The organism is Acinetobacter sp. UC24323 (assembly GCF_024151445.1).
Classification (GTDB): domain Bacteria; phylum Pseudomonadota; class Gammaproteobacteria; order Pseudomonadales; family Moraxellaceae; genus Acinetobacter; species Acinetobacter baumannii.
The window spans coordinates 50,905-75,325 of record NZ_JAHIBY010000008.1 but is presented as its reverse complement, the minus strand read 5'-3'; the positions used below and the strand labels follow the sequence as shown (position 1 = coordinate 75,325).

At 40.0% G+C, this 24,421-nt stretch carries 21 protein-coding genes and 2 tRNA genes; 7 read left to right on the top strand and 16 right to left on the bottom strand.

Annotation, left to right across the window (positions count from 1 at the left end; all coding sequences use genetic code 11):
* Positions 1–12 precede the first annotated feature (12 nt).
* The 7 genes from aroB to KNQ97_RS12125 all read right to left on the bottom strand — a co-directional run bounded on the left by aroB (position 13) and on the right by KNQ97_RS12125 (position 6,907).
* Positions 13–1,095, bottom strand: coding sequence for a 3-dehydroquinate synthase (gene aroB, locus KNQ97_RS12155; RefSeq protein ID WP_253612292.1), 1,083 nt, complete (start codon positions 1,093–1,095; stop codon positions 13–15).
* Positions 1,096–1,123: 28 nt separating this feature from the next.
* Positions 1,124–1,693, bottom strand: a complete 570-nt coding sequence (gene aroK / locus KNQ97_RS12150; protein WP_000643712.1) for a shikimate kinase AroK — start codon at positions 1,691–1,693, stop codon at positions 1,124–1,126.
* Positions 1,694–1,704: 11 nt separating this feature from the next.
* Entirely contained in the window at positions 1,705–3,870 is a 2,166-nt protein-coding gene (pilQ, locus tag KNQ97_RS12145; protein WP_004742153.1) for a type IV pilus secretin PilQ family protein, read from the bottom strand.
* A 62-nt stretch (positions 3,871–3,932) separates the two neighbouring features.
* On the bottom strand, positions 3,933–4,460 hold the full coding sequence (locus KNQ97_RS12140; protein WP_000695065.1) for a pilus assembly protein PilP: 528 nt from the start codon (positions 4,458–4,460) through the stop codon (positions 3,933–3,935).
* A 10-nt stretch (positions 4,461–4,470) separates the two neighbouring features.
* Entirely contained in the window at positions 4,471–5,211 is a 741-nt protein-coding gene (locus KNQ97_RS12135; RefSeq protein ID WP_000076101.1) for a type 4a pilus biogenesis protein PilO, read from the bottom strand.
* Positions 5,208–5,849, bottom strand: a complete 642-nt coding sequence (locus KNQ97_RS12130; RefSeq protein WP_000201223.1) for a PilN domain-containing protein — start codon at positions 5,847–5,849, stop codon at positions 5,208–5,210. The genes KNQ97_RS12135 and KNQ97_RS12130 overlap by 4 nt, the downstream gene beginning before the upstream one ends.
* A complete protein-coding gene (locus KNQ97_RS12125) occupies positions 5,849–6,907 on the bottom strand; it encodes a pilus assembly protein PilM (protein WP_002014066.1) in 1,059 nt (352 codons plus the stop codon). The genes KNQ97_RS12130 and KNQ97_RS12125 overlap by 1 nt, the downstream gene beginning before the upstream one ends.
* 162 nt (positions 6,908–7,069) lie before the next feature.
* Between KNQ97_RS12125 and ponA the strand changes: the two genes are divergently transcribed.
* Positions 7,070–9,625 (top strand): penicillin-binding protein PBP1a, encoded by a 2,556-nt coding sequence (gene ponA / locus KNQ97_RS12120; protein ID WP_253612291.1) that lies wholly within the window; start codon positions 7,070–7,072, stop codon positions 9,623–9,625.
* A 17-nt stretch (positions 9,626–9,642) separates the two neighbouring features.
* On the opposite strand, the gene KNQ97_RS12115 is transcribed toward ponA, so the two are convergent.
* The 9 genes from KNQ97_RS12115 to KNQ97_RS12075 form a co-directional block, all read right to left on the bottom strand.
* Positions 9,643–10,467 (bottom strand): putative RNA methyltransferase, encoded by an 825-nt coding sequence (locus KNQ97_RS12115; protein WP_253612290.1) that lies wholly within the window; start codon positions 10,465–10,467, stop codon positions 9,643–9,645.
* A 2-nt stretch (positions 10,468–10,469) separates the two neighbouring features.
* A complete protein-coding gene (locus KNQ97_RS12110; RefSeq protein WP_000169599.1) occupies positions 10,470–10,802 on the bottom strand; it encodes a hypothetical protein in 333 nt (110 codons plus the stop codon).
* Positions 10,803–10,862: 60 nt separating this feature from the next.
* Complete coding sequence (mraY, locus tag KNQ97_RS12105; RefSeq protein ID WP_000928089.1) at positions 10,863–11,981, bottom strand: phospho-N-acetylmuramoyl-pentapeptide-transferase; 1,119 nt, start codon at positions 11,979–11,981, stop codon at positions 10,863–10,865.
* Positions 11,982–13,382 carry a UDP-N-acetylmuramoyl-tripeptide--D-alanyl-D-alanine ligase gene (murF, locus tag KNQ97_RS12100; protein WP_253612289.1) on the bottom strand — a complete coding sequence of 467 codons (1,401 nt, stop codon included), beginning with the start codon at positions 13,380–13,382 and terminating at the stop codon, positions 11,982–11,984.
* Between the two features lie 8 nt (positions 13,383–13,390).
* Entirely contained in the window at positions 13,391–14,890 is a 1,500-nt protein-coding gene (locus tag KNQ97_RS12095) for a UDP-N-acetylmuramoyl-L-alanyl-D-glutamate--2,6-diaminopimelate ligase (RefSeq protein WP_065717725.1), read from the bottom strand.
* 3 nt (positions 14,891–14,893) lie between these two features.
* Complete coding sequence (gene ftsI, locus KNQ97_RS12090; protein WP_000227936.1) at positions 14,894–16,726, bottom strand: penicillin-binding protein PBP3; 1,833 nt, start codon at positions 16,724–16,726, stop codon at positions 14,894–14,896.
* 11 nt (positions 16,727–16,737) lie between these two features.
* Positions 16,738–17,070, bottom strand: coding sequence for a cell division protein FtsL (ftsL, locus tag KNQ97_RS12085; RefSeq protein WP_000842465.1), 333 nt, complete (start codon positions 17,068–17,070; stop codon positions 16,738–16,740).
* Complete coding sequence (gene rsmH / locus KNQ97_RS12080) at positions 17,070–17,993, bottom strand: 16S rRNA (cytosine(1402)-N(4))-methyltransferase RsmH (protein ID WP_000018346.1); 924 nt, start codon at positions 17,991–17,993, stop codon at positions 17,070–17,072. Before rsmH ends, ftsL begins: the two co-directional genes overlap by 1 nt.
* 222 nt (positions 17,994–18,215) lie before the next feature.
* Positions 18,216–19,217 (bottom strand): sulfate ABC transporter substrate-binding protein, encoded by a 1,002-nt coding sequence (locus tag KNQ97_RS12075; protein ID WP_001981590.1) that lies wholly within the window; start codon positions 19,215–19,217, stop codon positions 18,216–18,218.
* A gap of 396 nt (positions 19,218–19,613) precedes the next feature.
* Here KNQ97_RS12075 and KNQ97_RS12070 point away from each other — a divergent pair, with 396 nt between their 5' ends.
* The 6 genes from KNQ97_RS12070 to KNQ97_RS12045 all read left to right on the top strand — a co-directional run bounded on the left by KNQ97_RS12070 (position 19,614) and on the right by KNQ97_RS12045 (position 24,325).
* Positions 19,614–19,913 carry a hypothetical protein gene (locus tag KNQ97_RS12070; protein WP_000690905.1) on the top strand — a complete coding sequence of 100 codons (300 nt, stop codon included), beginning with the start codon at positions 19,614–19,616 and terminating at the stop codon, positions 19,911–19,913.
* Between the two features lie 116 nt (positions 19,914–20,029).
* The gene (gene gltX, locus KNQ97_RS12065; protein WP_000868422.1) at positions 20,030–21,538 is read left to right on the top strand and encodes a glutamate--tRNA ligase; all 1,509 of its coding nucleotides are present in this window, start codon (positions 20,030–20,032) and stop codon (positions 21,536–21,538) included.
* 57 nt (positions 21,539–21,595) lie between these two features.
* Positions 21,596–21,671 (top strand) — tRNA-Ala (locus KNQ97_RS12060).
* A 25-nt stretch (positions 21,672–21,696) separates the two neighbouring features.
* Positions 21,697–21,772: transfer RNA gene (locus KNQ97_RS12055), tRNA-Glu, on the top strand.
* 131 nt (positions 21,773–21,903) lie between these two features.
* Positions 21,904–23,322, top strand: a complete 1,419-nt coding sequence (locus tag KNQ97_RS12050) for an amino acid permease (protein WP_001183123.1) — start codon at positions 21,904–21,906, stop codon at positions 23,320–23,322.
* A gap of 118 nt (positions 23,323–23,440) precedes the next feature.
* Positions 23,441–24,325: a hypothetical protein gene (locus tag KNQ97_RS12045; RefSeq protein ID WP_253612288.1), complete on the top strand. Its 885-nt coding sequence runs from the start codon at positions 23,441–23,443 to the stop codon at positions 24,323–24,325.
* Positions 24,326–24,421 lie beyond the last annotated feature (96 nt).

The window sequence follows — 24,421 nt, the reverse complement described above, 5'->3', positions numbered from 1 at the left end:
TTACCTTATTTGTTATCCGTGTTGATTCGCCAAAATAGCTTGTTTCATAAGTTCAACATCAAAGTCCTTAGTAATTACAGCTTGTCCGAGTTGTTTTAACAACACCAAACGTAATTGCCCATTAAGAACTTTTTTGTCATGAGCCATATATCCAAGGAAATCATCCAATGGAATTTGTGGACATGATATCGGCAAATTTGCACGTTGAATGATTTTTTTTGTACGTGCCACATCTTCATTTGAGATCCAACCCAAACGTTGTGATAAATCTGCCGCCATAGCCATTCCAGTTGCTACAGCTTCACCATGCAACCAAGTTCCATAACCTAGATACGACTCAATCGCATGACCAAAAGTATGACCTAAGTTAAGTAAAGCACGTTCACCTTGCTCTTTCTCATCATTGGCAACAATGCGGGCTTTGTGAGCACATGAACGATAAACAGCCTCTGCTAAAAGGTCAGCATCTCTTGCAACCAGGCCATCCATATTTTCTTCAAGCCAAACCAGGAAATCTTCATCACCTAAAAGTGCATATTTAATTACTTCGGCTAAACCGGCCGAAAGCTCACGTTCTGGCAGCGTATTCAATTGTGCCATGTCAGCTAAAACGACTTGTGGTTGCTGAAAAGCGCCTAACATATTCTTGCCAAGCGGATGATTAATTCCTGTTTTTCCACCAACACTTGAGTCTACTTGTGAAAGTAAGGTCGTAGGAACCTGTACAAAGTAAACGCCACGTTGGAAACAAGCAGAAGCAAAACCAGCCATATCACCAATGACGCCACCACCTAAAGCTAAAACCGTACAATCGCGGTTAAAACCAGCTTCAAGCAATGCATCAAAAATTAAGTTTAAATGCTGAATATCTTTATACTTTTCGCCATCAGGTAAAATACAGGTCGCAACCGTTTTACCTAGACTTTCCAAAGCTTCCTGATAGTGGCTTAAATATAAAGGCGCAACCGTAACATTACTCACAATCATGACCTGTTGACCATGAATATAAGGCTCTAGTAATTGTTTCGGGTCAAGTTGGCTACCAATGAAAATAGGATAACGGCGTTCGCCTAATTCAACATGTAAAGTTTGCATGAATTTATAAAACCACTAGTCAGTTCGTCTATTTTAACTTGTTCGATAGAATAAGTTGCAAAATCTTTTGGGCAAGATCACGTGCAGCGCCTTGATTCGTTTCAATCGTATAGTGTGCAACTTCACGATACAGAGGATCTCTGATCTTTAATAAATCCCGCAATTTTTGTTCAGGATTTTCAACTTGTAATAAAGGTCTATTTTTATCGCGATAGGTTCTTTGTAGTTGTAATTCGACAGGAGTATATAGATAAACAACGATTCCACGTTGCTTTAAAAACTCCCGATTAGGCGCCTGAGTAATAGCACCGCCACCTGTGGCAAGCACTAATGCCTTACGTGAAGTAAGCTCATTTAAAACGACAGTTTCACGCGTACGAAAGCCGACTTCTCCTTCTTTTTCAAAAATCCAGGGAATAGTGGCCCCTGTCTTGCGCTCAATTTCATGATCACTATCTAAAAATTCACGCCCTAATAGTTCTGCTAAATGACGTCCAACGGTTGTTTTTCCTGCCCCCATGGGCCCTACCAAATAAATATTTGGTAGGGTTTCAAACGCTTTGCTTGGCAAGGCGCCACCTATTTCAATTGCTTTCATTAAAAAATATATTAATGATTTCTCGCTAAAGTGTCATTAACAATTCGTGGTGTAACGAAAATCAGCAACTCTTGTTTATCATCAGACTTTACATCTTTTCTAAATAAACGCCCAACGACAGGAATATCACCAAAGAAAGGAACTTTGGTTTGTGAATTCATAGTCGTTTGCTCAAAAACACCACCCAAAATGACAGTTTCGCCATTATCTACCAATACATTGGTGTTGATATTATTTTTATTTAAAATCAACTCTCCATTTGGAGCCGCACCCGCTACAGAATCCTTAGAAATATCCAACTTCATTTGAATCTTACCATCAGGTGTAATACTTGGTGTCACATTTAAACTCAGCAAAGCATCTTTAAAAGATGTTGTAGCAGTTGAACCTGCTGCAGAGTTAGTTGTAGATTGATATGGAACTTGTTGACCAGTTGCAACTTTTGCTGTTTGTTTATCGGCAGTCATGACTTTAGGGGTAGAAATAACCTCACCATAACCATCCGCTTGTAAAGCAGACAATTCAAGATCTAACATAAAGTCAGACATACTAATCAAGCCAAAAGCAATACTTCCTGCAGGATTAGAAACCCCTAAATCCACGTTTAAGTTATCTGGGCGCTCAATCGTATATTTATACCCACCTGTAGTTTCATCTTTTTTAGGTTCGCGTAAATTCCATAAAGTTGTTTCACTACCGCCAACCAGCAAATTGTTGTTATTGGTAATACCTTGCGACAGAATGCCCCACTTCACACCAAGTTCTTTGGTAAATGACGTAGAGGCTCTCACAATACGTGCTTCAACCATAACCTGTTTAACTTGCACATCAAGCAAGTCAATCATTTTACGAATTTGATCAATTGACTGAGCAGTATCGTTAATAATAAGAGTATTAGTTCGGTCATCTTGAGTAATAGTGCCACGCGGGCTAAGCAAACTACCCACATTATTGCCTAGACTATCAACTCCAGTATTTAAATTGGTTGAAGTTGAGGTCCCTCCACCAGAAGTATGTTGTAAGCCATTACTATTATTTGAGCCTTGTGTAATGAGACCCATAATATCGCCAGCTTTAGCATACTTCAGTTGAATATACTCAGTCTGTAAGGGTGCAAGTTTGACACTTTGTGCAACAGCTTTCGCTTCTTCTTCTTCCGCTTTAATCAATTCTGCAACTGGAGCAATCCAAATCACATTGCCATTACGGCGTTTATCAAGATTTTTAGTTTTTAAAATAATATCAAGAGCCTGATCCCAAGGTACATCTTTTAAACGTAGTGTGATATTACCTTGTACACTATCGGCAGCTACCATATTGATGCCTGTAAAATCAGCAAGTAATTGCAACACACGGCGTACTTCAATATCTTGGAAGTCTAATGAAAGTTTATTTCCTGAATAATTTGGCGTTTTATATAAAGAGGTAACATTTTTATCTTGGGGACGTTTCAAACTGATCGTGAGCTTATTCTCCGCCTGATAGGCCATATATTCATAGCTACCAGAGGACTGGATAGTTATTACACCAACCCCTTTATCATTATAAGCATCGATACTTGAAACGGGGGTTGCAAAATCATTTACATTTAAGCGACGTGCTAAATGTGTCGGGATTTTTGTACCTATTGTTCTTATAACGACTTTACTACCCTGCTGCTGAACATCTACAGGCGTATTATTTCCTAAAAGATCTACAACAACCAGGCCTTCTCCCTGACTACCACGCTGAAAGCCAATATTTGAAACTCCCTGTGGTTGTGCTGAGACCACAGGTAGCGGCTTATTACTTGTTTGAGCAGAATTAATTTTTAAAATAAAAGTATTGCCTTCGACTCGTGTTGTAAATGCTCCAGCATCTTTTAGGTTTACAGTTAAACGTGAGCGCTGGTCATCTGAAGTAACATCTACAGAACTTGCCTCATTAGTTGCAACACTAATTTTAGACTGTTTTAAACCTTGCTGTGCCTTATCAAAATCAAGGATTAAACGTGAAGGATTTTCAAGTTGGTAAGCTTGTGGTTGTGGTGGCAAGCCATTAAACATGACTCTAATTTCTGTGCCCTGACCTGCAATTTGCATTGGTACAATGTTGGTCATGCTGACCTGTGCAGATGCAGCCTGCATAATCGCAATAGCTACAGCCCCCATAGAAAACTGACGGAATACGTGATTCATTGTCTGACCATCCCCAATTAAATAATCTTTAAAAATATTTTTTCGTTGTTATTCCCTAAATTTTAGGGTGCAGGCCCAATCAAGACCAAGGTTCTTGGTCTTTCGACATAGCCTTCTCGACCATCAGGTACGATTTCAACCAGATCAATCTGGGTTGGACTAATATGGGTAATACGGCCCTGATTCATACCCATATAGTTACCCACTTGTACCCGTTCAATCTGCTGATCCGGTGTCTGGATCAAGGCCAATATCTGCCCTCGATTATTTCGCATGCTCCCTTTCATATTTAAAGCTTCAAGAGCATAACTTTCGAGTGGTTGCGGCGCACGTGAGAAATTCGGATAAACCCGTTTCCCCGCCATAATCTTGAGCTCGGCAGCTAGAGAACTTGGCATAAATGGGCTTTTTAATTGATGAGCAGCGTAATTAAATTGCGGTACAGGAGTAAAAATCGGTGCTGGTTCAATAGGGAGTGGCGGCTGATTACGAATATTGGCCATTTCCTGATTTACTGCATCAATTCTTGAATCACAACCGACAAGCACAGCACACGCCAAAACATAAAGAGTAATTTGCTTAATTTTCATCATAACTCTCCTATTTCGGCTGAACAGTAGTGTTCGTTGAAGCAGATGCTGCTGGAGCTTTGCCTGTTTGCTCCGATGTATCTGTTGCCCCTACGTATCGGTATGTTTTTGCTTTAATGGAATAGTTCAGCACAGGAATATCAGACTTGTTATCTTTAGCTGGCGATACGTCAACAGTAAAATCGTGCATGGTTACAATACGAGGCAAAGCAGCGATACTACTTACAAAAGCTCCAAATGCGTGATAGTCCCCGGTCGCTTCTATGGCAATTGGTTGCTCAATAAAAATTTCCTGCTTTACTTCATCTTCCAAGCGAATATTTTTAAATTTCAATCCAGAGTTCACTCCTGTTAAGTTGATATCTTCAACTAAACTCGGAATCTCAGTTTCTTTTGGTAACTGCTCTAGTTGCTGGTTGAAATTTGCCTGCATTTCTTGAAGCTGTACCTGATACTGTTGCAGGTTACGTAATTTCGAGTCTTTTTCACGAAATTCGTTTAATAAATTGCTTTCCTGAGCTTGAGCATTATCAATAGCTTGTAATTTCGGTTGAATAACAATGAAATACCCCAAAGCTAACACAGCAAAGAAAATAAAAATCCAACACGTAATTTTTACAGATATTGGCCAACTACCGTAGTTGTTCATATCCAGCGTATTAAATTGCTGAAGGAATTTATCGAGATTAAATTTCTTTTTCTTTGCAGATAATTGTTCTAATGACAATTCTTGAAGTTCGTCTTGACTCATTTAGCAGCCCCCACACTTTCACCTGTAGATGGCTTAGCAGAATCATCCGTTGTGGCCACGCCCATTTCCCCCAAATCGACAGTCACAACAAAACTACCATAGTGGTCTTCCACCCTAGGAAGAAGAGAACTTGCAGCCTTATCTTTTTTCTCTTCATTAGCCAAGAAAGAGTTCATAAAAGCATTACGATACCAAGGAGATGCTTCAAGATTACGGAGTAGTTCGGCTACTGTATTTGGACTCTCAGCTTTACCTTCAATCGTAAACTTATCTCCGGTTCGGCTAAATTTCGTTAAATACATAGCTGGTGGTGTGACTCGAACTAACTCATCAACAAGTCTTACCACTACTGGACGTTGACTCTGCAAACCTTGGATCAACTTCATGCGTTCAATAATGGCATCACGCTGTTCCTGTAAGCCGTTTAATGTTTTTAATTGCTGATCAAGGTTCTGATTTGTGCTCATAATGAGCTGATTCGCTTGCTCTTGATCATCTAATTTATGGTCAAAATAAAACCATCCCCCAAATACGGTTGTAATCCCCAAAACAACCACCCCAAAACATAACGTTATGAATTGTTTTTTTCGTTGCTCCCTCAGCTCTTCGCGCCAAGGCAGTAAATTAATTGTTGCCATTAATCAAAACTCCTTAAAGCCAAGCCACATGCCACCATTAAAGATGAAGCATCATTTTCAATTTTTTGAACATCGACTTGAGGAGAAAAGCCCATTTGTAAAAACGGGTTGGCAATCGTGACACGGTAGCCCAATTTTTGCTGCAAAAGCTTAGCAAGGCCTGGAATATTCGCATTTCCACCAGCGAGCAAAATATGGTCTATTTCGTTAAATTGGGATGAAGAAAAGAAAAATTGTAGTGAACGGGCCGCCTGCTGAACTACCGCATCTAGAAATGGGTCTAGCACTTCAATTTCATAATCATCTGGTAAAGAGCGATCTTTTTTTGCTCGGCTTGCTTCTTCTAAAGACAAACCATAACGACTTTGAATTTCAAGCGTAAGTTGTTTTCCGCCGAAAACCTGCTCTCGTGTATAAATAATCTTGCCATTTTGCATGACAGATAATGTCGTCATGGTATGACCGATATCTAAAATCCCTATGGTATTTGCACCCATCGGTAAGCTATCAGCAAACACGCTAAAAGCGCGCTCAACCGCGTAACTTTCGACATCAGCCAATTTAGGATTTAAATCTGCCAATTCAAGCACTTCAACGCGTGTTTCAACGTTTTCTGTTCTTGTGGCAACCAAGAGCACATTTACACGATTTGGATTCGCAAGACGATCCGGCAAAACCTCAAAATCAAGGCTCACCTCATCTAAAGGGAACGGTATATACTGCTCCGCATCTACACGAATCTGAACTTCGCGTTCGTCATCGCTCATATCTGCATCCATTTCGATAGTTTTATGAATAACCGTCGATGTCGGAACAGCAATTGCAGCATGAGTGGTTTGGGGATTTGCTAAATTCATCGCCCGTTCCAAAGCCTCTGCAACTGCTTCTGGATTTAAGATATTTTTTTCAACTACACTGTTTTCGGGTAAAGGCATCAAAGCATAGCTTTCTACCCAATATTTACCGTTCTTGACAGAGAGCTCTAACAACTTAACAGAAGTCGAACTAATATCGACACCCATTAACCCCTTATTAGGTTTACGATATAACCTGAGCACACTATTGTCCTATTATTTTTTTATCCCCAAAAAAAAATTACAAACCAATAATCTCGGTCTTTATTTTTACACGGATACAATATCTCATCTAACAATCCGCATGTCTAAAGGCTATACTGACCACAATTAGTTTGTATTCGATCTTATTAAAGCTTACTTATCATGAAAAAGCTATCCAGTTTGGGCTTCGTACGTCCAATTTTTTTGATCATTATTATTATCTTAGTCTCACTTCCGATGGGATTCTATGGCATGTATCTCTATATTGCCCCAACGCTTCCGGAAATGAGTTCACTAAAAAAAGCACCGCTTTTAAAACCATTGCAAGTCTATACAGCCGACAATCAACTCATTGCTGAATACGGTGGTAAACTTTCTATTCCGGTTGAATACAAACAAATTCCTCCTAATTTTATTCATGCATTCCTAGCAGCAGAAGATTCTTCTTTCTTTGAACATAGCGGCATTAGTTTTAAAGGTTTAGGCCGTGCTTTGAGTGAAAGTGTTACGGGTTCTGATGTACAAACTGGTGGCTCAACCATCACGATGCAGGTCGCAAAGAACTATTATTTAAGTCCAGAAAGAACATTAAAACGCAAACTAACAGAAATCTTTTTGGCTCGAAAAATTGAGCAAAACTTATCCAAAGAAGACATCTTAAGCCTCTATGTAAATAAGATTTTCTTAGGTAAAAATGCTTACGGTATCGCAGCGGCAGCAAAGATTTACTACAATAAAAGCATTAATGAGCTCAGCATTGCCCAAATGGCCATGATTGCCGGCTTGCCTAAAGCACCATCTAAATATAATCCAGTTGTTAACCCTGAGCGTGCACTTGAACGTCGCAACTGGATTTTAGGCCGAATGCTTCAACTTGGTTATATCTCTCAAACGGAATATCAAAAGGCCGTTGCAGAGCCAATCAATTTGAATATGCCCAACCGTGACCTAAATAATATTCACCCTTACGCAGGTGAAATGGTCCGCTCAGAGCTTGTAAAACATTTTGGTGAACAAGCAATTGATTCTGGTTATAAAGTCTACACAACAATTAATGCGAAACGCCAAGCGATTGCGGAAAAAGCTGTGCAGGACGGTCTTGAAGCTTATGACCGTCGTCATGGCTGGCGTGGTGCAGAAGCACATGATAAGCCATTAAGCGAATTTAGAGCATATGCCAACACTTATCCAGCGCAAGTCACCAAGGTAAATAGCAGCTCTTTTGAAGCATTAATGCAAGATGGCTCAACAGTAACCGTGCAATGGTCCGGCATGTCATGGGCCCGTCCCTATCGCAATGCAAATAGCGTAGGTGCAGCGCCTTCTCGTGCATCTCAAATTGTTAAAGTTAAAGATATTGTTCGTTTACGCCCAAATGAAGCTAAAACTGCGTGGTCACTAGTTCAAGTACCAAAAGTTCAAGGTCAGCTCATTGCAATTAACCCAAACGATGGCTCAATTGAAGCAATTGTAGGTGGTTATAATTTCTATCAATCAAAATTTAACCGTGCTTTACAAGGCTGGCGTCAGCCAGGTTCTACCATCAAACCATTCCTCTATGCTTTAGCATTAGAACGTGGCATGACACCTTATAGTATGGTGAATGATAGCCCTATTACGATTGGCAAGTGGACACCGAAGAACTCTGATGGTCGCTACCTAGGCATGATCCCGTTACGCCGTGCTTTGTATTTGTCTCGTAATACGGTTTCAGTAAGACTCTTACAAACTGTAGGAATTGAACGTACTCGCCAATTATTCATGGATTTTGGTTTACAAGAGGATCAAATTCCACGTAACTACACCATTGCTTTAGGTACGCCTCAAGTATTACCAATTCAAATGGCAACTGGTTATGCAACATTCGCAAACGGTGGTTACCGTGTTCAACCGCATTTTATTCAGCGTATTGAAGATGCATACGGTAAAGTCATTTACGAAGCCAAGCCAGAATATGCATGTATTCCATGTATTAATGCTCCTGAGACAACTGACGATGCACAGGTAACTACTCCAGACGATCAAGTTGTTGAAGTCACAAATAAAGAGCTAGAGCAGAAAGAAAAGACAACCAAACAACTTAATCTTAAACAGACGGACAAAAATAACAGTCAATATCGTCAAGCTCAGCGCATTTTAAAATCAAGCTCTGCTTATGACATGGCAAATATCTTACGTGACGTAATTGAGCATGGTACAGGTCGTGCTGCACTTAAAATTGGCCGTAGTGATTTAGGAGGTAAAACAGGTACGACTAACGATGCAAAAGATGCATGGTTTGCAGGTTTTAATGGCAAGTTAGTAACTGTAACATGGGTTGGTTTTGACCAGCCGACTACACTTGGTCGCCGTGAGTATGGTGGTATTGCTGCATTACCGATCTGGATTAACTTTATGGGTCAAGCATTGCAAGGTACACCAGCTGCTTGGGTTCGTTTAGAAAAAGATGCTCAGGCACCTATTTCTCGCGATAAGCAAGAAGTCACAACTGAAGTAGGCGATAAGAAAACATATCGTGCTGCCCCTCCATTAGCACGTCCACTCTATCGTCCTGCACCACCACAACCTAAAACCACCAATAATGACTTCGATGACTTACCTGGTGAGGAAATTGTGATTCCTTCCAAGACAACCCCTCCAACAATGAAACCTTCGCAAGGGGCAGCGCCGAAGCGTGAAAAAGATGAATTAGAAAACTTGATTAATCAAATTGAGTAAAAATAAAAAAGCCATCGTTAGATGGCTTTTTTATTACGCTTTTGAAAAAGATAAATTTGAAAAGATGCGGTCACTTGTAAGTGTGCTTTCTGTTCTAATTGTATACGACGTTCTGGAGATGCCTTATAAGCATAGGGAGTCATAGCAATAAGATTTTTTAAAGCTTGCTGGTCAAGTACTAAAGGAGCATCAATAACTTGTTGTTCTTTCAACTCAAATAAATCTTGTAGTTGTTCAACAAATTTCTGTGGTGTGTGAGGATTAACCTGTTCAAACAACGCCTCACGCATCGCATACAAATGATCGGTTGCCGGAGTCACAACAATTAAATAACCATCATCTTTTAAAACACGCAGAATTTCCGTTTGGGGAATCGGGCTAAAAAGACTCGTACACACATCCATGCTTTGATCGATGACAGGTAAAGTTGCTCCTGTACCAACCACCCATGTCACTTTGTCATTTAACTTTGCTGCGCGTTGTACTGCATTTTTTGCAATATCTACACCTATACACTGTTCAACGACCTGTTGCATTGCACTGGTGTAATAGCCCTCACCACAGCCAATATCAAGTACCATTTTAGCTTTAAGATCTTTCAGCAAATGAACTACTGCTTGCTGTAAAGGTTGATAATAGCCACCTTGTAAGAAAGCACGGCGCGCATCTACAGACTCAGGAGTATCTCCCGGATTTTTACTATGTTTGTGCTGTACAACATGTAAGTTCACATAACCTTGCTTTGCAATGTCATAGCTATGGCCCTGTTCACACCGCCATGTTTTGCTTACCAGCTCAAGTCGTTGACGACACACAGGGCACATTAAATTTTGCGTAGTCACGTTTAATTATTCTCTTGTTCTTTTTGTTGTAAATAAGCCTTAGCGTGCATTCCAACAAATGTACGGCCTGCATTTGTTCCCTTAATCCATTCCTCTACTTCAAACAAATCAAATAAGCCCACTTTAATTAAAGTTGGAATTGCGATCTTCAACTCTTCTTCAATTTGCCCTCTTTGCCCCGCATTATAGAGTTCAATATTATGCAGCATCGTCGCGACAGTTCCTGTTTGCACCTGACTTCCATCTTTAAGCACAACTTGAGGTAAGACTTCGCCCTCTCCAACTACTTTTTGATTAATTACAGATAATTGGTCTAGACCAGCAACTTTTGTCATTTACCTCTCCAATAAAAAAAGCCAGTAGAAACTGGCTTTATATTGACACCAAAATAAGTTCTAGCGCAATTTTAAGGTCATTAGGCCTAAAACAACCAGCATAATCGTAATAATCCAGAAACGGATGACTACTTGGGTTTCTTTCCAGCCTTGTTTTTCATAGTGATGGTGCAAAGGTGCCATCAAGAATACGCGCTTATTCCGCATTCGTAATGAGCCGATTTGCAGGAATACCGATACCGCTTCCATAACGAAAACACCGCCCATAATTGCAAATACGATTTCTTGGCGAACCATAACGGCAATGGTTCCAAGCATTGCGCCTAGAGCTAAAGCGCCCACATCACCCATAAAAACTTGCGCCGGATGTGCGTTATACCAAAGAAATGCCAAACCCGCACCAATCATGGCAGAACAGATCACCACAAGTTCAGAGGTATATTTCACATAAGGAATATGCAAATAGTTGGCAAAACGAATATCACCAGATAAATAAGCAAATACGCCTAAGCCCGTCGCTACCATAACTACTGGCATAATGGCTAAACCATCTAGACCATCAGTTAGGTTAACCGCATTAGAGGCACCATTAATTACTAAATAGGTAAATACAATAAATGCTAAACCTAAAGGAACAATAGAAAGCGGAATTGAAAGATTCTTAAAGAAAGGAATCAATAAATCCAGCATATTTGCTGTGTATTCTGCATTAGATTGTTGGGTAGCAATTAAATATAACGCAATACCAGCACCCAGCGATGCGACAGAAGTCCAGAAAAACTTCTTACGGGCAGGTAGACCTGCATTATCTTTATAGCGAATTTTAATCCAGTCATCTGCCCAGCCAACCGCACCGAACACAACCATTACACCAAGTACAATCCAAACATAAGGGTTAGATAAATCAGCCCACAATAAAGTACTAATACCAATTGAGAGCAGAATTAAAATCCCACCCATGGTCGGTGTACCCATTTTCTTAGCATGATTTTCAGGAGCAAACGAACTTACTGCCTGACCGTATTTTAACGCTTGTAATTTACGAATCATGATTGGTCCGAGAACCAAACCAATGGTCAGTGACGTTAATACACTGAGTAAAGAACGTAATGTTAAATAACGAACAACCTGAAACGAACTGTGATAGCCCGCAAGTTGTTCAAACAACCATAACAGCATTTAAAGTTTCTCCATCAAATCAGCCATCAACGTTTCCATATGAGTAAAGCGAGAACCTTTAAACAGGAAACTCATGGACTGGGGTTGATGTGTTTGGATTAGATTGATTAAAAATGGAAGCGCCTCAGCTTGAGTCTGAAATGCTTTCAATTTAGTAGAATGAAGACCTGCGCCTTCGAGAGCTGCTGAGGCAAACTGCCCAACTGCAATAATATGGTCTAAAGGAAGCTCAGCAAGATCGCGACCTAAATCGTGATGTTCTTGCCAACTGCTATCACCTAACTCCCCAATATCACCCATCACCATGACTTTAATGCCATTTTGCTGAAGTAATACTTGTGCCGCAGCACGCATAGATGTTGGATTGGCGTTATAAGTATCATCAATAAATAAATGAGGCGCTTTTTGAATAAAATTCAAACGACCTTTTGCACCTTGTGCTTGCTCTAGACCTTTTACGATATCTTCCAAGCTAACACCTAACGCCAAAGCAAATGCTACTGCTGCAGTTGCGTTTTGCACATTGTGCTCACCCGCAAACGGCAGTCTTACAAAACTTGAACCTTGAGGCGTATGTAACTGGAAATTGGCAGATTGTGGCAACAATTCAATCTCTGTAGCAAAGACATCACCACCAGCACCAAAGCTCATGATTTGATGGCTTTTGGCTGCTTCACGAATCTCAGCAGTAAAGTCATCTTGTTGCGGAACAATAGCAATGCCCTGAGGTAAAATATGACGATAGATTTCTGATTTAGCGCGGCAAATGCCATCACGCCCGCCGAACTCACCCAAATGAGCAGTTCCAATATTTAAAATGCCAGCAACATGCGGTTGAACAAGTTTTGATGTGTAATCAATTTCACCTTGATGATTTGCACCAAGTTCCATCACCGCATACTGATGCTCCTTTCGAAGCTCAAGCAACATCATCGGCACACCAAGGTCATTATTTAAATTGCCTCGGGTAATCAATGTAGGTGCTAAACGAGACAAAATACTTCCTAGCATTTCTTTGGTGGTTGTTTTACCACTACTACCCGTTAAAGCAATTACTTTCAATTGAGCATTTTGTTCACGACGATACGCACCAAGCTGCCCCAAAGCCAAACGAGTATCGGCAACTACAAGCTGAGCAATTTCTGCATCTATAGGCCGCTCGACAATAGCGACTTGGCAACCATTTGCAACCACTTGCGCGACAAAATTATGCGCGTCGAAACGTTCTCCTTTTAGTGCTAAAAAGGCATCCCCACTTTCTGCATGACGCGAGTCAGTCAAAATACGTTTAATTTCAGTTTGAGGGATCTGGTCTTTATGCCAGTAACCCTGTGTTGCCTGTTGTAATTGTTGAGCTGTCCACGGTTCCAAAGGCACGGTACTGGTGGTTGAAGTATGCATAATTTTTCCTATTGTGCAGGGTAAGCAGCGTCTACCGTATGATGTTGGGCATCAATCGCGGAACGCACTTCAACCACATCATCAAACCAGTGACGCACACCATTAATTTCTTGATAATTTTCATGTCCTTTGCCGGCAATCACTACAATGTCACCAGCTTGAGCTTGCTCTGCAACAAATTTAATTGCTTCACGGCGGTCATGAATTTCATGCATACGATGCCCTGAAAAATCGATTCCTTGCTTCATATCAGCAAAAATTTGTTCAGGGTCTTCTGTTCTTGGATTATCTGAAGTCAGAATAACAGGATTTGCGCCATCCAAAGCTGCTTGAGTCATGAGTGGACGCTTACCACGGTCACGGTCACCACCACATCCAAACACCGCCCAAAGCTGATTCGAAACATGACGCTTTAATGTTTTAAGCACTTGAATCAATGCATCTGGGGTATGCGCATAATCCACTACAAATAATCGCTCATCATCACGAATAACTTGCATTCGGCCTGGTGCACCAATTAGTTTAGGAACAAAATTAACCAATGCCTGTAAATCGAAACCAGCTTGCTCAGCAGCGATGAGTGCGGCAATCAAATTTTCAACATTGAAATGACCTAATAATGGGCTTTCTACCGCAAATGAACCTTGCTGACTTACTAAATTAAAAGTTGCACCCGCCAAACTATAGCTTAAATCGGTAATGTAATAATCAGCTGTATTTTGAGTAAGCGAGTAAGTTAAGATTTTAGGTTGTGCTGGATTATTTTGGGCGGATTTAATCATCAAGTCAGCATGTGCATCATCTAAATTAATAACAGCGACTTTTAACGAATTAAACTGAAATAAACGCGCCTTCGCTTCTGCATAAGCTTCTAAAGTGCCGTGATAATCCAGATGGTCACGACTTAAGTTGCTATAAACAGCAATTTCAATATCGCAACCGTTTAATCGACCTTGTTCAAGACCATGTGAACTTGCTTCTAAAGAAGCAAAGGTTGCTCCCTGTTTAGCATAATCATGTAGCGCATTTTGTAACTGTAGAGCGTCGAGGGTAGTATGCGTAGAAGGCGTTAAGTTAGGTAAAATACCATTCCCTGTTGTCCCCATCACTGCACAGCGCTGCTGTTGTGAACTAATTAACTCAGCAATTAAACGAGAAATTGTTGTTTTACCATTTGTGCCTGTTACAGCAATAACCCGTAAAGGTTTTACTACATCAGCCTGTTGCAAATAACGTTTTTGCCACTCTCCCATGCGCTGACGCACATCAGGGCATACCCATTCATTTGCTACACCTAATTCGGTTTCGCTAATGACAGCCAACGCTCCATTTGCTAAAGCCGCTTCAGCAAATGTACGCGTTTTTTCAGGCTGGCTATAACTTGTCAAAGCAATAAAAATTTGGCCCGTTTCAACTTTACGACTATCTAAACTAAAGCCGTGAAATGGCTGTTGAGGCCATTGAGCATCAATTTCGATTGGATGAATTTCTTGAAAAGAAACAGTCATAGCTTACCTGCGAATAGGATTTTCTGGAGTATTAAGTGGCTTATCAAGCGGCACATTCATTAAGCGCAACGACTCTTGCATAATACGAGCAAAAACTGGAGCGGCAACCAAACCACCGTAATAACGACCTTGTGGATTTTCCACCACTACAATAACAGCTAAACGTGGATCACTAATTGGTGCGACACCCGCAAATAAGGCACGATACTCATTATTTGAATATCCTTTACCATCTGCACGCAATTTATGTGCAGTACCTGTTTTACCACCTACCCTATAACCAGGAATATTGGCTTGTTTTGCAGTACCACCCGGCATAGTCACTTGCTCAAGCATTAACAAAACTTGATCGGCAATTTTCGGATTTAAAACTTGCTCACCTTTAGGTGGCTGATCTAGTTTATGCAAGCTTAATGGCATTTTGACACCATGATTTGCAAGCATGGCATAACCTTGAGCCAATTGAAGGATTGTCGCGTTTAAGCCATAACCATATGCCATGGTCCCGATTTGAGAAGAATTTAATTTATTAACAGGTAAAACCAGACCTGAACTTTCCCCAGGGAACCTTACTGCAGAACGCTTACCAAAACCAACACGATTAAAGAAGCTCGGCAAGGTTTCTTTCGGAAGTGATAATGCAATTTTTGCAGAACCCACGTTTGAAGACTTAATAATGACACCACTTACGGTCAAAGCCCCGTAGTTATGGGTATCACGAATAGTATGCCAGCCTAAACGCATTGAGCCAGGAGAGGTATTTACAATCGTATTTGGCGTATATTGACCAGTTTCTAAAGCTGCAGAAATAGTAAAAGGTTTCATGGTTGAACCTGGCTCGAACATATCGATCGCACCACGGTTACGCATAGCATCTTTATTTGATAAGCCATTCTTATCATTCGGGTTATAAGATGGCCAACTGGTCATTGCCAGAATTTCACCCGTTTTAACATCAACTGCAATCGCCGTTGCTGAACGCGCATTGTTAGCCACACCTGCAGCCGTTAATTCACGGTACATAATGTATTGCAAACGTGAGTCGATACTTAAAGTGATATTTTCACCAGGTTCACCCTCACGAATTACCTCAGAAACTTTTAAACGGTTACCACGCTTATCGCGAATAATTTTTTGCTCACCGTCTACACCTGACAGTTGCTTATTCAACTGCATTTCCAAGCCTTCGATTCCTTGACCTTCACTATTGGTCAAACCAATAATTTGGGCATTTGGCTGAGGTTGCGGGTAATAACGTTTATAAGTTTTTTCTGCATACACCCCTTGGAAATTACCTTTCATAATGAGGTCAGCTTGCTGAGGAGGTACTTCTTTTTTCAAAACCAGATAGCGAGAACGCGGACGCGCATTCATCTGTTTTTTAAGATCAGCACGATCAACACCCACCACGTCGGCAAGTTCATCAAGATTTAAATTTTTATCTGGCAATTGGCGTTTTAATTTACGGTTGTTTGGATCTTGTTTTAGTTCAGCCGTAATTTGATCATATAAATGCTTGGTCTCAAAATAATCACGCGGATCAATCACAATTTTCATGATTGGACTACTAATCGCTAAAGGTACACCGTGGCGATCACTAATCACTCCACGCATAGCCTCTATACGTTCAGTACGCAAAATATTGGCATTGGCCTTATTTTGCAAAAAGTCTTTATTAATGACTTGAACATAAAATGCACGTGCAATTAATACCACAAAACACAGTAGCACTACCGCCCAGAGCAGATAAAACCGCCACATATCAAAGGCAAGACTTGGTTTTTCCGAAATAGACTGCTGTTTTTTTCGTGTTTGCTTTGTTCGCTTATCTACCATACAGCAAGGCCTTACTTATTTTGCTCTGAGGTCATCGGTAAAGAAATTACCACCGTTTCTGCAGCAGGTGGCGAAAACATGCGTAGTTGGGTTACAGCACGTGTACCAATTTGAGCAGTCGCACCAAATGTTTGTTGCTCAATCAATAAACGCCCCCATTCAGCATTGAGGTCATCACGTTCACGCATATAAGAGCTTAACTCTCTATAATCATGACGGTATTCAAATACTTGAAATACCACCATCATGGCACTGATAAAAACCAATGCCACCATGACTGCATATACCACAACTTTTTTGACCACTTTATTTTCTGTGGTTTCGATTTCATCACTGCTTTTCATTACGCGCCTTTTTGTTCCAAGCGTTCAGCAACCCGAAGCCATGCACTACGTGAACGTGGATTCGCTTTTACTTCTTCTTCACTCGCACGAACCCGTGAAATTTTCTTTAATCTTCTCGTATCAACCTGCTGTTGAGGCATCCCCCAACCAGAATCTTCTGCTAGAGTTGATTCTTTTTGAATAAACTGTTTGATCAACCGATCTTCAAGCGAATGGAAGCTGATCACAGACAAACGCCCTTTTGGTTTAAGCAAGTCTACAGCTTGCGGTAAAAATACTTCAATATCATCTAGTTCTTTGTTAATAGCAATACGGATTGCCTGAAACGTACGTGTCGCCGGATGTTTATGCTTTTCCCATTTTGGATGGGCTGTTTTTACTATTTCAGCCAATTGCGCCGTAGTATCCAATTTTCCGGCCTGTTTAATTGCTCTAGCAATACGGCGACTATATCTTTCTTCACCATATTGATAAATGATATTTGCCAAATCTTCCTCTTCTACCTCAAGTAACCATTCGGCAGCAGTCAATCCTTTAGAGTTATCCATGCGCATATCTAACGGGCCATCTTGCATAAAACTAAAGCCGCGTTCAGCCTGGTCGAGTTGAGGAGAGGACACACCTAAGTCTGCCATAATTCCATCGACACTTTGCACCCCAATTTCCTGCATTTTTTCCTTAATATCAGCAAAACTTGCATGAATAATGGTAAATCTTGGATCTTCTTGTGCTAAAGCAGCCGCAACTTCCAGAGCTTGAGGGTCTTTATCAAAAGCATATACTCGGGCGTTTTCATCGAGTTTCGACAATAACAAGCGCGTATGCCCACCTCGTCCAAAGGTTGCATCGATATACACCCCAGTTGTGCGATCTGCCAATAAGCTTTCAACGGTCTCAAAAAGTAAGACAGAAATATGCGACATAGGAGTTAAATCATAGCGTAAAAATGTAACTGCACATTATCACCTTGTTTATGGCTAACACCAAACGGCTTTTTGTAGGAAAATATTAATTTTTCATAGAGAAAACCGTTTTCTTTTCATTTTTTAAGCAAAACAAAAAAGCAAGCTCACCTTTTCAGGTTCACTTGCTTCACTATAAAAAAGTAAACTAATTTTTAAAATTCTACTCTACCAATATTTTATCTACTGCTTTCCATCATAAATCTGATCAAAGATGGCTCCATTGGCAAAATGGGTTTTCTGAGCTTTTGCCCAACCGCCAAAAACATCATTGATCGTAAATAATTTAATTTTTGGGAATTGTGCTGCATATTTAGCAGCAACTTGAGGGTTGCGAGGACGGAAATAGTGTTTAGCAGCCAACTCTTGACCTAAAGGTGAGTATAAAAAGTTGAGATAACCTTTTGCCAAAGTACGGTTACCGTCTTTGTCGACTGTTTTGTCAACAATGGCAACAGATGGTTCTGCCAAAATTGAAATTGATGGGTAAACAATTTCATATTTATCTTTATCGAGACCTTTCGTTGCCAATAGTGCTTCGTTCTCCCAAGAAAGTAGAACATCTCCAATTCCACGCTCAGCAAATGTAGTAAGCGAGCCTCGCGCTCCCGAATCTAACACCTTAACGTTGTGATAAAGTTTTTTAACCAGCTCTTTGGCTTTAGCATCATTTCCACCCGGCTGCTTTAAAGCATATCCCCATGCAGAAAGATAAATCCAACGCGGTGCCCCACCCGTTTTTGGATTAGGCGTAATAATTTCGACACCAGGTTTAGTTAAGTCATTCCAGTCACGAATATTTTTCGGATTGCCTTTTCTTACTAAAAAGACAACTGTAGAGGTATACGGTGCAGAATTATTAGGGAATTCTTTTTGCCAGTTTGGCTGGATAAAGCCTGCTTTTACAATTTCATCAATATCATTGGCTAAGGCTAAGGTCACCACATCTGCCTCAAGACCAGTTGCCACAGCACGAGCCTGTTTTCCTGAGCCCCCATGGGATTGTTTAAAATCCACGTCCTGTCCGGTACGTTGTTTCCAGAACTTTCCAAATGCCTGATTATATTCCTGATAAAACTCTCGAGTTGGGTCATAAGAAACATTTAAAAATGTAGTCGCCGCCTGCACAGCACTTACTGCCAACCCCATATATGTAGCGACTGCAATTATTGCTATTCTTTTCATTTATAAAAACCAATTTTACTTTTAACGTCTACTATATTTTTATTTTTTTAGTTTTCAATCAGATAGTTATATAAATAAATGTTTTACTAATCACTTTAAAAGATATAGTTAACTCTAATTTTTCCTTCTCCTTTTTGAAAAGTTTTGTAATTATTCTTATAGTTTATTTATAGTCTTCACTTTATCTACACATTAATTTGTTAAATAATGAGACGTAATGGATACACATAGGCTACATTTAAAGGTACCAGCGTAAAATAAAGGTATTTTTTGTAAAAAGTGTGACATAGTTCTACTTTTTTATTAAAATTTATGTTTGAATCGTAGCGTTACCGTAATTTTACATTTGGTTAAACTCAAAAAATAGACGAAATGTACTGAGGGGATGAACAGAAAATGAAAATTCATTATGGAAAAGCTTTAAGCTTGGGTTTGGTGCTTAGTTTTGCATCGCAACTGTCTACAGCAGCCGTACTGAAAGATACACCAAGTAAAAGTCTTTCAGATAAACAGTCTTCACTTATTGAAAAAGCTTTAGATCAGCAAAAACGTAACACTATTGTACTTCCATCAACAGATGATGAGTTAAAAGTACTTAATACTATCCGTGTTACACCAACTCAAAACTTTCTTGCAGCACAGCATGAACGTTTTTCACGTTTTGTTCAGGCAATCTTCCAGCCACACACTTCTTAATATTTGAAACGACCCCTCATCGTTTCAATTTCAGCCCAGACTGTCGTTAAATAAAACGTCAGAATACTGGGCTTTTTCGTTATAATAGTTCCAATTTTTATTTTGACCCATTAACTATGAAAGTTCGTACTCGTATTGCACCGTCTCCTACCGGTTTCCCACATGTTGGTACTGCCTACATCGCCCTATTCAATATGTGTTTTGCGAAACAGCATGGCGGGGAATTCATTTTAAGAATTGAAGATACAGACCAGCTTCGCTCTACGCCAGAATCTGAAAAAATGATTTTAGACTCTCTACGCTGGTTAGGCTTAAATTGGTCTGAAGGTCCGGATGTAGGTGGTCCTCATGCTCCTTACCGCCAATCAGAGCGTATGGGAATTTATAAGCAATACGCGTTAGAACTTGTTGAAAAAGGTCATGCTTTTTATTGTTTTGCTACAGCAGAAGAACTTGACCAAATGCGTGCCGAGCAGCAAGCTCGTGGCGAAACACCAAAATACGATGGTCGTGGTTTAAAGTTGTCTCAAGAAGAAGTAGCTCGACGTCTTGAAGCGGGTGAACCTCATGTTATCCGTATGAAAGTGCCTGAAGAAGGCGTGTGTAAATTTAACGACTTACTCCGTGGTGAAGTTGAAATTCCTTGGGCACAAGTCGATATGCAAGTGCTTCTTAAAACAGATGGTTTACCAACTTACCATTTAGCTAACGTTGTTGATGACCATTTAATGGAAATCACTCATGTATTGCGTGGAGAAGAATGGCTTCCATCTGCACCGAAGCATCAATTGCTTTACCAATACTTTGGTTGGGAAATGCCAACGCTTTGCCATATGCCATTGCTTCGTAATCCGGATAAATCGAAGTTATCTAAACGTAAAAACCCGACCTCAATTAACTACTACCGTGATATCGGCGTTTTACCAGAAGCCTTACTCAACTATTTAGGCCGTATGGGTTGGTCAATGCCGGATGAAAGAGAAGTTTTCACATTACAAGACATGATGGATAACTTTGATATTCAACGCGTATCACTAGGTGGGCCAATTTTTGACGTTGAAAAACTCAATTGGTTAAATGGTCAATGGATTAAAGGGTTAACCCCAGGACAACTATTAGACCGTTTATTGACATGGAAAAGTGATCGCAGCACTTTAGAAGACATTGCTGCCGCTATTCAACCACGTATTAATTTACTTTCTGAAGCGGTAAATTGGGCTGGTTTCTACTTTAACCATATGCCACAAATTACGGCTGAAATGTTTGAAAGTAAAAAATTGACTCAAGAGCAAGTTCGTCAAAGTTTACAATTCGCAATTTGGCGTCTTGAAAGTCAGTTTACTTGGAATAACGACACAGTTAGCCAAACTTTAATGGATTTGGCAAATCAGATGGGCATTAAATTACGTGACTTCATGCCAACATTCTTTATTGCAATTGCTGGCTCAACAAGTTCAACACCAGTTATGCAGTCAATGGTTACGCTTGGCCCTGACTTAACCTTTGCTCGCTTACGACATGCGCTAGAAATTGTGGGTGCACCGAGTAAAAAAGAGGTAAAAAACTGGGAAAAGCTTAATGAAAGTTTAAAATTGCCGAAAAATGAAGCAACTAGCGAAGCTTAATTCATTTTTTTATTGACGTGTGAGCGCATTCACCCTAATATTGCGCTCACACAAACTGGGGTCATAGCTCAGTTGGTAGAGCGCTACAATGGCATTGTAGAGGTCAGCGGTTCGATCCCGCTTGGCTCCACCAAGCTCCTTTGTGTTTGCCTCATCAAGTCCCTATCGTCTAGAGGCCTAGGACATCGCCCTTTCACGGCGGTAACCGGGGTTCGAATCCCCGTAGGGACGCCATTTTCTATTTTAAAAATTCCTTTTAAAGACTCTATCGTCATCTTCCTGTCTATTCTTTGACTGCTTCTTGATTGCACATTTGTCTATTTTATCTAAAATAGCGTCTTTCTCAAATTCTCTCAATGTGTAATATGCAGCCATCTGACAAACAACTAGATGCCCAGCATCAGAACAGTACTGCACCTTTAAAAAGAGCCATGAGTACCCGCCACCTTGTCATGTTATCGCTAGGTGGAGCAATCGGTACTGGTTTATTTTTGGGTTCAGGGGAAGTCATTTCACAAACTGGACCTATTGGCGCAATTATTGCCTATATTCTTGGGGGTGCAATTGCTTACATGGTCATGCTCTGTTTAGGCGAGCTGGCTGTACATATGCCCGTTTCGGGTTCTTTCGGCGCATACGCTCGAAAGTACATTAGTCCAAGTACAGGTTACATGATTTCATGGATGTACTGGCTAACATGGACAGCAACGCTAGGAACCGAGTTTACCGCCGCTGCTCTACTTATGCAGGAATGGTTTCCACAAATTTCAATGTGGATCTGGACACTTATTTTTGCAGTAACTATTTTCGGGTTAAATATCAGTTCAACCCGAGTATTTGCCGAGTCAGAGTTCTGGCTAGCGCTAGTTAAGGTCATTACCGTCATTGCTTTTATTGTGCTTGGATTATTAGCAATTTTTGGTTTAATTCCTTTCCACGGCGCTCAAACTGCTCCATTGTTTAGTAATTTAACCGCCCAAGGTTGGTTCCCACACGGTTTTCTTCCTATTTTCACCACTATGCTCATTGTTAACTTTGCTTTCTCTGGAACAGAGTTAATTGGTGTAGCTGCTGGCGAAACTAAAGATCCTGCTCAGAATGTCCCTAAAGCGATTAATGCTGCAATCTGGCGTCTTCTGATTTTCTTTGTGGGCACTATTATTGTAATTAGTGCATTACTTCCTTTCCAACTTGCTGGTTTAGGTGGTGATAACGTAAGTAATAGTCCTTTCGTTACCGTATTTAATTACATCGGTATTCCATATGCAGATGACATCATCCGTTTTGTTATTATTACTGCACTACTCTCAGCCGCAAACTCGGGACTATATGCAGCTTCACGTATGATGTGGTCTTTATCGGAGCAAAAACTCCTTCCGGGTGTATTTGCAACACTTTCAAAAAGCGGAACACCTATTGTTGCTTTAGTTGTAACGATGTTCGGTGCAATTCCAGGCTTATTATCAGAGCAATTTGCTCCTGAAACCATCTTTAAAAACTTGCTAGGTGTTGCAGCTTTTACCATGGTTATTGTCTGGATGAGTATTTGTTTGAGTCAGTTCAATTTCCGTCGTCAATGGTACCGTTCTGGACATTCGGTTAGCGATTTAAAATATGCAGCACCGTTATTCCCTATCGTTCCAATTTTAGGTTTTCTTTTCTGCTTTATTACATGTTTAAGTATGGCAGCAGACCCTGAAATGCGTGCTGGCTTTATAGGTTGCTTAATTTTTACTGCCTTGTGCTATCTCAGCTACTTTATTTTCTATCGAAATAAAGCTTAAGTATTTGTAATTTAAAAAGTGTAGCAAAAAGCTACACTTTTTTTTGCTTAGAGACTGGCTTTATATAATCTACCGTTGTAGATTTAAATTTATATTAAAAAACAATTCCTTGTATACAATGAAAATTATATTTATCCATGGGATGAATCAGCAGAATTACACAGCACATCGTTTAAAAGAGCACTGGCTAAAAGTATTTAAACTGGGCTTAAAACAATTGCACTGTAGAGTTAATTTAAGAGATCTACATATACATATGCCATTTTATGGCGATTTAATGACGAAGTATCAATTATCCAATCAACTTGATCTTAATACTTTACTTCCAAAAACTTTTAATTTTCATTTACCCATCCATTTACATCATCAGCCATCACCCCCCAAGGAACATACTCCTTTTATACCCCATCTCCCTCTTTCACCCGATCAACCAGCACAAAGCTTATCAGAGCGTTTATATTTAACTTCACAGATGGTGAAAGATCGCGTTCTTAAGGAAATGGTGGTTCTTTTAAATAATTTTCCAAAATTACATGAAAGCTTAATTCAGCAATTCTTGATTGAAACTTATATGTATTTATCTAATCCTGATTTTATGTATGAGGTTCATCAAAGAATTTTAAAACAAATGCATGATGATGAAGATTGTATTGTAGTCGCCCACTCTTTGGGTTCTGTGATTGCCTATCATTTATTATCAGATCCTTCTTATCAGTTTTCAGTACAGCGCTTTATTACCTTAGCATCCCCTCTTTCTTTTCGCGTCATACAAAGCAAACTCCCCACTCCCATTGAACGTCCTAAATGCTTAAAGGGCGACTGGTATAACTTTTATTCTAAAGATGACTTTTTAACCGCTTTTCCATTAAGTGAGGCACCTTTTAATTTTACTCCCCCCATTATTAATCAAGAGATTTTTACTTTTGCCAACCAACCTCATGAAATTGTCGGTTACTTACAGCATCATGCTGTGGTAAAAACAATTATTGAGCCTTTCCAATAAAAAACATCTATAAACGTATATATTTTCTACAATTTGAGTTATTTTTAAGCGCTTAACTGATTTTTTTAATATTTCTTCAGAAAACTATTTGACACT